At 60.4% G+C, this 8,202-nt stretch carries 10 protein-coding genes and 4 pseudogenes; 6 read left to right on the top strand and 8 right to left on the bottom strand.

What is annotated here, in order from left to right; all coding sequences use genetic code 11:
* Positions 1–325 precede the first annotated feature (325 nt).
* Positions 326–661 (top strand): annotated as a pseudogene (locus M3A49_RS42875) (IS66 family transposase); the annotation flags it as partial.
* Positions 662–779: 118 nt separating this feature from the next.
* On the opposite strand, the gene M3A49_RS41535 reads toward M3A49_RS42875, so the two are convergent.
* Genes M3A49_RS41535 through M3A49_RS41525 form a run of 3 tightly spaced genes read right to left on the bottom strand, consistent with a single transcriptional unit; the run spans position 780 to position 3,948 of the window.
* A complete protein-coding gene (locus M3A49_RS41535) occupies positions 780–1,775 on the bottom strand; it encodes a tyrosine-type recombinase/integrase (RefSeq protein WP_266233918.1) in 996 nt (331 codons plus the stop codon).
* Positions 1,772–2,719 carry a tyrosine-type recombinase/integrase gene (locus M3A49_RS41530; protein WP_266233917.1) on the bottom strand — a complete coding sequence of 316 codons (948 nt, stop codon included), beginning with the start codon at positions 2,717–2,719 and terminating at the stop codon, positions 1,772–1,774. The genes M3A49_RS41535 and M3A49_RS41530 overlap by 4 nt, the downstream gene beginning before the upstream one ends.
* Positions 2,716–3,948, bottom strand: coding sequence for a site-specific integrase (locus M3A49_RS41525; RefSeq protein WP_266233916.1), 1,233 nt, complete (start codon positions 3,946–3,948; stop codon positions 2,716–2,718). The genes M3A49_RS41530 and M3A49_RS41525 overlap by 4 nt, the downstream gene beginning before the upstream one ends.
* A gap of 124 nt (positions 3,949–4,072) precedes the next feature.
* Between M3A49_RS41525 and M3A49_RS41520 the strand changes: the two are divergent.
* Positions 4,073–4,315: pseudogene (locus M3A49_RS41520) on the top strand (transposase domain-containing protein); the annotation flags it as partial.
* A gap of 717 nt (positions 4,316–5,032) precedes the next feature.
* Here M3A49_RS41520 and M3A49_RS41510 read toward each other — a convergent pair.
* A pseudogene (locus M3A49_RS41510) lies at positions 5,033–5,212 on the bottom strand (hypothetical protein); the annotation flags it as partial.
* A gap of 268 nt (positions 5,213–5,480) precedes the next feature.
* Between M3A49_RS41510 and M3A49_RS41505 the strand changes: the two are divergent.
* From M3A49_RS41505 to M3A49_RS41490, 4 genes are all read left to right on the top strand, one after another.
* A complete protein-coding gene (locus M3A49_RS41505; RefSeq protein WP_266233915.1) occupies positions 5,481–5,864 on the top strand; it encodes a hypothetical protein in 384 nt (127 codons plus the stop codon).
* A 22-nt stretch (positions 5,865–5,886) separates the two neighbouring features.
* A complete protein-coding gene (locus tag M3A49_RS41500; protein ID WP_266233914.1) occupies positions 5,887–6,243 on the top strand; it encodes a hypothetical protein in 357 nt (118 codons plus the stop codon).
* Positions 6,244–6,443: 200 nt separating this feature from the next.
* The gene (locus tag M3A49_RS41495) at positions 6,444–6,572 is read left to right on the top strand and encodes a hypothetical protein (RefSeq protein ID WP_266233913.1); all 129 of its coding nucleotides are present in this window, start codon (positions 6,444–6,446) and stop codon (positions 6,570–6,572) included.
* Positions 6,569–6,757: a hypothetical protein gene (locus M3A49_RS41490; protein WP_266233912.1), complete on the top strand. Its 189-nt coding sequence runs from the start codon at positions 6,569–6,571 to the stop codon at positions 6,755–6,757. Before M3A49_RS41495 ends, M3A49_RS41490 begins: the two co-directional genes overlap by 4 nt.
* A gap of 121 nt (positions 6,758–6,878) precedes the next feature.
* Here the strand turns inward: M3A49_RS41490 and M3A49_RS41485 are convergent, their stop codons facing one another.
* The 4 genes and pseudogenes from M3A49_RS41485 to M3A49_RS41470 form a co-directional block, all read right to left on the bottom strand.
* Positions 6,879–7,232 (bottom strand): hypothetical protein, encoded by a 354-nt coding sequence (locus M3A49_RS41485; protein ID WP_266233911.1) that lies wholly within the window; start codon positions 7,230–7,232, stop codon positions 6,879–6,881.
* Positions 7,233–7,284: 52 nt separating this feature from the next.
* The gene (locus M3A49_RS41480) at positions 7,285–7,590 is read right to left on the bottom strand and encodes a hypothetical protein (protein ID WP_266233910.1); all 306 of its coding nucleotides are present in this window, start codon (positions 7,588–7,590) and stop codon (positions 7,285–7,287) included.
* 61 nt (positions 7,591–7,651) lie between these two features.
* A complete protein-coding gene (locus M3A49_RS41475) occupies positions 7,652–7,795 on the bottom strand; it encodes a hypothetical protein (protein ID WP_266233919.1) in 144 nt (47 codons plus the stop codon).
* Between the two features lie 149 nt (positions 7,796–7,944).
* A pseudogene (locus M3A49_RS41470) lies at positions 7,945–8,202 on the bottom strand (IS5/IS1182 family transposase); the annotation flags it as partial.

Raw genomic sequence — 8,202 nt, 5'->3', positions numbered from 1 at the left:
GCACCTCGGGTGAGCGCCGGAAGTGCCGGGCGAAACTGGAGACTTGCAGCAGATAGGTCTTCTGGGTGTTGTCTGCAAGGTTGCGGATCTGCATGTCGTGCAGCATGCGTTGGCGCAGCGGAGTCATGACGAACCTCCTAGAAACAGTAGGTGGAATGCCCAACCGGGCGTCCACATACTGCTCCTGGCGACACCGCTCACCACCTCGCTGGGGCTCAGCGCCAGACAACCCTCCTCATGAAGCGTCAGCCATAGACCTGTGCCCACCTCCCCCTACCGCTTCAGCGGTTTAGTACAGTGGGCCTTATGCGGAGCTCCGCATAAGGTTCATTGCCGACGCTACTTCGTCAAGGCAGAGGACAATGTGCCCAAGGCAGCGCGCTCGCCCGATCTTCTCGCGACGCGCTTCATCAAGCTGATCGGAAAGTTGTTCGTTGCCGAGGCGCGTAGCGCGAAATGGAAAGCCGACAGGCGGCAGCGATTGCGACGACGGTACAGTGCACGCGTGCTCGACGCCATCCACAATCTGATGCTCGAGCAATCGCCCGGTGTCGTGCCCAACAGCTTGCTCGGCAAGGCGCTAACCTACCTGCGCGAACAGTGGCCGAAGCTGATCCGATACATCGAGAACGGCGACTGGCCCATATCGAACAATTTCTGTCATGCCGCTAGCGGCATGACAGGGATTATGCCGACTTCCCGATTATGCCGCGCCGTGAATCCACGCACACAACGGTTGGGCGGATCTCTGTTCCCGGCTGCTCGGATTGTCGGCATTATCAGAGAGCCTCCAGGAAGGCAAGCAACGGATCTGGAGGTTTGTAGCGTGTCGGCGCGACACCGCTCGCCGTGGCGTGCGCGAGCGCGCGCTCCTTGAGTTGCATGTCGGCGTGCAAGTAGATATGAGTCGTCTCGGAGGACTCGTGACCGAGCCACAGCGCGATCACGGACAGGTCTACGCCGTGATGTAACAGGCTCATCGCGGCCCCGTGTCGAAGCGTGTGGGGAGTTACTGATTTGTCCTTCAGCGAGGGGCACGAGTGGCACGCGATTGCGACGTTGCGCGACACAAGCCGCTGAAGTGCGTCGGCGCTAAGATGGCCACCGCGCGAACTGGGGAAGACCGGATCGTCGGGTTCGCCAGGTTGATAGCGTAGCCATGCTTTCATCACCGCGACGACGTCCGGTCGAAGCGGAGTGCATCGCATCTTTCTGCCTTTGCCGAGGCAACGGACGTGGGCGCCTGTACCGAGCACCACATCCTGACGCCTGAGAGAAGTCAATTCGCTATTCCGCAGACCTGTTTGAACCGCTACAAGAAGCAGCGTTCGGTCGCGGTTGCCGATCCACGTTCGTACGTCAGGCGCCCCTACCAGAGCGGCGGCCTCGCTCTCTGTCAGAAACTCAACAGGGCCGTGCTCGCAGCGTTTAGATGGAATAGCAAGAATGCGCTGACACTGCAGAAACAACGCAGGCTCGCTGACCGCGACGATCCGGAAGAAGGCATGCACAGCGGCAAGCCGCGTGTTGCGTGTCCGCACCGAATTGCCTCTGCCGTGTTCGAGGTGCTGCAGGAATTCCTCGATCAACAACGCGTCGAAGTCTTCGATTCGCAGCTTTGACGGCGTGCGCCCGATACGCTTCGTGGCAAACGCTAGAAGCAGCCTGAACGTGTCACGGTAACTTGCCACCGTGTGCGAACTCAGACCTTGCTGCTCAAGCAGGCGCTGGGTAAAGAAGCGCTGAACGAGTGATGGAAGACCGGCGGCGCTCACGGCTGTTCCCCTGAACAATTCTTGTCGAGATAGGCTGCCGCGAGTTCAAGCAATTCAGGAACCGCTTCGATGTACCAGTACGTAAGACCGACGTTAACATGCCCGAGATAGGCAGCAAGTTTCGGCAATTCGCGACTTACGTCGAGACCGGCACGATACCACTCGATCAGCCGTCCAGTCGCGAAGCTATGCCGGAAGTCCTGGAGGCGTGGGCCATAACCATTGCGCCCATCCTCTGTCGCCGCTCGCAGACCGACAGCGCGCGACATTCTGACGAACATGCATCGTGCGGTGCCGGCATTCAGTCGTTTGCCATGCTCACTAACCAGGAGCGCCTCGCTCGATCGTAAAGGACAGAGTTGATCGCGCTTCTGGACGTAGTGTTCGAGTGCCACCCGCGTCGACTCTGCTACAGGAACAAAGCGCGATTTGCCGAATTTCGATTCCCGGATGGAGAGTATCCCGCTGACGAGGTTAACGTCAGACCGGTCGAGCCGGAACGCTTCGCCTGGCCGGAGGCCGGTCGCTACAAGAAGCCCTATGAGCGTCGAATAGGTCAGTGCACGCATGCCGGTTCGGGATCGCAGTTGAGCGGCTCGGGTCATAAGCAGATCAATTTCCTGCTCAGTGTAAATGTGCGGTGCATTGCGCGGTCTGCGGGCACTCAGGAGCCCTGCCGGAGGAATCTGGTTTCGACCGTCAGTGACGTTCATCCATCGGGCGAATCCTCTCACTTGAGAGAGACGCCGCCCCCAGGTGGCGCGTTCGACGAGTGTGGACGTCATCGCCCAGCGCAGAGCCAGATCGGTAGTAATGAACTCTGCATCTTCATGTTCCAGAAGATCAACGAAATGGCCGAGTGCCAATGCAGGTTCGTAGAATGACGCCCCGAGAGCGCGGCGGACCGCCACGTACCGAGCGAGAGAATCGCGGATCGCAGTCATATTGAACCTCCAGCCGTGGGCCACGAGCGCGCGACCTCGCGCAGGTCCTCAAACGCGACCTTTGCATAGATCGCGGTACTGTCCGTTGAGCGGTGCCGCAAGACCTCGGCTATTTCTGCCATCGAGGCCCCGTGGCGAATCATCGTCGTTGCCAGACCGTGACGGAACAGATGTGCGGCGCCCCGGCACGCGGGGCGGAAACCGGCACGTGCGAAGGCCTGACAAACAATCTTGCCAATCGCCGCCGGCCCCGCCAAACCAACCCGAGGTGCCAATCTGCGAAGGAAGACGCGCCGCGATGCACTTGCTCCGCGACCATCGCGGAGATATGTTGCGATTGCTTCTCCGACCTCCGATGGCAGGGGGACGTGCTCGACCATTTGCCCCTTGCCATGAACGACGAGTTCCCCCGAACGCCAGTGAATGTCGTCGAGTTCGATGGCAACGATTTCTCCGGCACGTAGACCGAGCCGCGCCAACAACAGCAGGATTGCGTAGTCACGGCGCCCAGTCGGAGTCGACCGGTCTGCAGATGCAATGAGAGCTTCTTGCTGCTCAGGCGTGACGAACGTTGGCACAGTTGATTGTCGCCACTTACGAACCGAAGGCACTGACTCATACAGGTCTCGGGCCGTATCACCGCGCAGAAAGAGGAAATGGCAGAACGAGCGAAGCGCAACTGCCATCAGCCGCGTGTACTCTGCCGATCGCCCTTTGCTGCGGGCAAGAAGATGATTCCGGATCGTTACCGCGTCGAATGCATCTGGCAATAAACTTCCGTCGCCGGCCGAGTGGCTGTCGAGAAAGTCGCGAATGAACGGGCCATAGACGAGCAGAGAGTTCTTCGCGAGTCCGCGATCCTGCCTCAGATAGTCCAGGTATCGACCATAGATGTGCGCGATTGCGGATTGGCGGCCCGACGTCGGCGGGCACACAATGGCTTCGGCACGCAGATAGGCGAAAAACTGCCGTAATGTGGGTCGCGCACGCTGGACGCGGTCTTGTGATGCGTCGATCATGCGCTTCATAAAACGAGCCGTGACAGACTCATCGAGATCAATCAGGTCGATGTGACGGTTCTTCATCCACCCGGAGAACGCACACAGGACGCTTCGTTTCTTGCGAAGCGATATCTCGGAATAGTGTGCCGTCCGTAGATGATCAAGAAATGCATCGATGTGATGGGCCTGCAGGCCGCCGGATTCGCTGACTGTGCGTTTCGCGTTCATGTGATTTCTCCTGGCCAGCGCGATAGCCAGCCTGAGAAATCATACGTTTATGCCGACACGGTGTTCATGAAACGCCATGCCCACCGTCGCGCGCATGCACGGCGCGGCATAATCGGGAAGTCGGCATAATCCCTGCGAAAATTCCATTCGCCCCTTCGTAATAGGTCGCAAAGGCTGGATGTTCGCGGATACTGTAGATGGCGCTAACGCGAGTGCCAATCTGTATTCCCTGGTTGAAACGTGCAAAGCCAACGGCATCGACCCGTATCGTTACTTCACATGGCTGTTCAAGCGGCTACCTCTGGCAAAGACCGTCGACGACTACGACGCGCTGCTTCCCTGGAAAATCCCTGCGGACCTTCGCTAACCCAACGCCGCGTTTAGACATGCTGCACTCCGCACATCCCCTCTGTGGGGCGTCGGTCGTGGATCGCATACGGCACTGTCACGTTGCTGAATTGGTCGAGCAAGATCGCGTGATGAAGAACGCAAAATCGCTTTACCACGGTCATCGCTTTCCAGCGGCGGTCATCTGTTGCGCGGGGGGTATCGTCAGCTACGAAATAGTCCGACGCCGGTGCGATAAATTCGGTGCGTGTTTCGTACACCGTGTGATAGCGGCGCGTTGCAAGCCCGGCACCACATGGCACCTTCAGGGGTTATAAGCCGGACGCCCAGATTTTCTGGAAGTCTTTTTGATTCATGCGGTTAGGCCTTATTTTCGGGCCGCAAAGGCCTGATCCATCTGCTTCGCACGCTGGATTTCGTCGCCATGCAGGTAACGCAAATGTGCTGCAGCACATTTCATCATCTATTACCGGCAGAGAGTTTTTATGCACAGTCTCGGGTACCGCTCATTGATAGCAAAGGATTCCGGTCATAGGAACTCGACATAAATGTTTGTCGGACCTGGAGGCCGGCAGCTGCGATCTTTTGCAGTAGCCTAGCCTCTCCAGTTTGCGCACGGCACCGCAATGACCTGCTCCAACGGCAGGCGGCTTGAAACTTGATGGGGGGAATGCTCCATGATCGAGCTGCTCACAAGCACGGTCGCAATGGCCGTTAGGACTCCCATGATGAGATTTTATGTGCACAAAACCAACGCGGGGGGTTTGCCTACGAAGCCCTTGTCGTGGCTACTGTGCATAAAAACTTTCTGCCGGTAATACATCGAGGTCGTTGCGATTGACGCATGGCGAAGGTTGTCGCGGACAGTGGTCAATTCTGCACCACGTACCAGGGCATGGCTCGCATGACTGTGGCGCCTATCTCTTCAAAGAGATAGAGCAGAGATTTTTTGGTTGGCGATCGCGGCTGCTGACGCGTGAACAGGCCGGACGGGGCCCCTCCGCGATCGGTGACAAAAAAATGTTTGTGCTAAACCGCTCCGCAGGCGCTGGCGTCTATGGGCATTGAATGAACGGCGGGGTGATTGGCGATGCCCGCGTACGTGTGTCGGACGGCGGAGCCGGGCGGTCGGGGAGAGCCCGTCGCGCGAAGGGAGCGGAAATGCGGACGTCGATGGGCAAGGTATGCCCGGGGAACTGCGTGACGCCGCCGGCGAGCTGGTGGCCACGCTCTGGAAGCGTGCTGCCGGTGCGGCGGACGACGCCCTGCTTGCGCTGCGGACGGAAGTCGAAGCCGCGCGGCTTGCCGCCGAAGCTTCGGTCACCGCCCTGCAGGCGGATCTGGCGCGCACCGAATCGGCGCTCGAGCAGCGTACGACGGCCCTGCTTGCCGCACAGGTGCGCGTCCAGGATCTGGAACAGGCGCAGGTCGCGGCCACGGCGACGCGTGACGCGCTTGACGGCGAACTGGCGTGTGCGCAGCAGGCACTGCGCGAGCGGGACACCGCCCTGGCGCAGGGGGCAGGCTCGCGCCGATTTCGCCTCAGAACTCGACAAGCAGTGGATTAGCACGGAACTGGCCGAGACGCGTTTGCAGGCAGCGGAGAAGCGCGCGCTGCTCGAGATCGAGCGCGAACGTACAGCGAATGCGCGTCTGCATCGCGATCTGGAAAACGCACAGCAACGTGCGGCTCGCGACGGCGAGCGCGCGCAGGCCGAGAACCAGTCGCTGCAGGGGCAACTGGGCGAGTTGCGCCATCAGGCGGGTATGCTGGAAGGGGGATTCGAAGCAATGCGGGCGAGCCTTGCGGCCCAGGCGCAGGAACTCGAATTCCTGCGGCAGAAAGCGTCCGGTCCAGGTGCAGCCCGACGCGCTCCGCGGCGCGCCGCCCGGCAGTCCTCCGGCCCGGCGAAGACCGCTGTTCGCAAGCCTGGCGTGAAGACATGAGGCGTTTGCGCTCTGCGCGATGACCGCGCACCGCATGGGCTACACCCGTATCTCGCTGATCGCCGGCGGGGGCCGCGGACATGACCGGCGCATGATCGGCTATTTCGTCTGGCTGCCCGAAACTGGGGTTTGACGCCCCGCTCGATCACGGGGAAACGGATGGCCACCCGGACCTCGCGGCCTGCGTCACGGTCTAGGACGTGATCGCGATCGACGAGGCCTGGTGGCGGGAAAATGGCTCCCAGCGCCTGATGGAGTTTGATCTGGGTGCCGGCAGCCGCTGCTGGGAAAAGCTGCTAGACTACCTGCAACAGAAGGAGTTGATATGAGCGAAGCACTGAAGGCGAAAAAGCCGGCTGACGCTACTAGGCAGCCGAAGGTGGTCGTGCGTCGTGCCCGTTCGAAGACGATGCCCGTCGTGACGCCCGCCATGAAAGAGCGGCTGCGCGCGAAGGCAAGGACATCGACGCGAAGCTCTTTCCCGGAACTGCCTGAGTGGCGTCTGGAATACTGAACGACTGAAAACGGGCCGCGAGGCCCGTTTCCTATTTCTGGGCCACAACATTCACGGTATCGTGGACCATCTTCAACCGGCACTGTTTTTTCGCATGCGAAACGGATGCCACCATCCGGATCTACCCGTCATCTGAAAGCTGGTGTCTGCGGGCCTCGAGCATCGGCAGGGTCACTGGCCTGTGCGCGATGCCCCAAGCCTGCAGCAGCCCGTCGAACGATGGCCCGGTATCCTGCGCTTCGGGTGCGATTTCGGGTAACGCGATTCCCGTTGCCCGAAACCGCACCCGGTCCCTTGCACTGGCGCCCGAACGAACGATGCGCTCAAGCGCGCCGCTTTTCTCCGCATACCTGGCTGCGTGCGACACCGTTGAGCGTGACTTCAGGAGGCCGGACTCCACGATGTCGCTTATCGTCGCCTCCGGACGTTCGCGGATCCAGGCGAGCAGTGCCTGGGCGTTTTCGTGCATACTCATTCAGCTTCCTGTCCCAATGTCGAAGTCTTTCACGATTTCATCGTGCGCGCAGTTACGCGCTGCGCCCGTAAATCCATTCCACGAGCACCAGTGCGGCGCGCCAGGTGTAGTACCAGGCGATGAACACGAGGGCACTGCCGAGCAGGAATCTTGTTGCTTCGGCAGGGGAGAACGGGTCGGCGAACAGCGGTCGAACCATGGACCCGGTCACCGTGACGAGGACATACGAGAACACGGCGCCGAGTCCCAGGCAGGCGAAGCTTCGGCCGCGGAGACGTGCCGCCCAATCCTCTCGCGAAAAGCAGCTGACGAGGGCGAGTCCGGTGCTGACGCCGGCAATGATCGCATCGTGATTCATGGGTTTTCTGCCCGCGAACTACGTTTTCCCTCGAGCACGTTGAATCGGCTCGCCGCGTCCGTCATTTGAATTTGATTCGCCCTGATCCGCTGACATGCCTGTCCCGAAGCGGGGGATTTCCATGGACCACAATGTCGCCCGAACCCGTGACGCGAACCCGCGCATCGGCGCGAACAAATGCCTTGATGTCGCCCGATCCTGTCACGGAAAGGTCGGCACGATCGGCGATGAGTTCGCGTGCATCGGGACGGCAGAACCGAAGCCCTGCCTGAAAACCTGCACGCTTGCGCCCCGGTTCCAGATTGACGGGCTCTTTAGTCGCCCCTGAACAATTCGCTTCTCGTGCGGCCGGCGTCACACCATCGCGTCGGCAGCAATGCTGCGGTTGAACAATGCAGCGAGAATGAAGACACAAAGAAAGCGCAGCTTCCTGAGGATCATCCGCAGATTATGGCCAGCGCCGCACAGCACCGCGTGCATCGCATCGCCGAGCGCGCCCTTCAGCCAGTTGCGATCGAGTTTTCCGTCTGTCTTCATGTGACCGATGGCTGGCTCGATTGCGCTGCGCCGTCTGATCATCGCGCGTAGCCCGCGTGTGATGCCCCGCCGCAA

Source organism: Paraburkholderia sp. CNPSo 3076, assembly GCF_026343935.1.
Taxonomy (GTDB): Bacteria; Pseudomonadota; Gammaproteobacteria; order Burkholderiales; family Burkholderiaceae; genus Paraburkholderia; species Paraburkholderia nodosa.
This window is presented reverse-complemented; position numbering and strand designations above follow the sequence as displayed.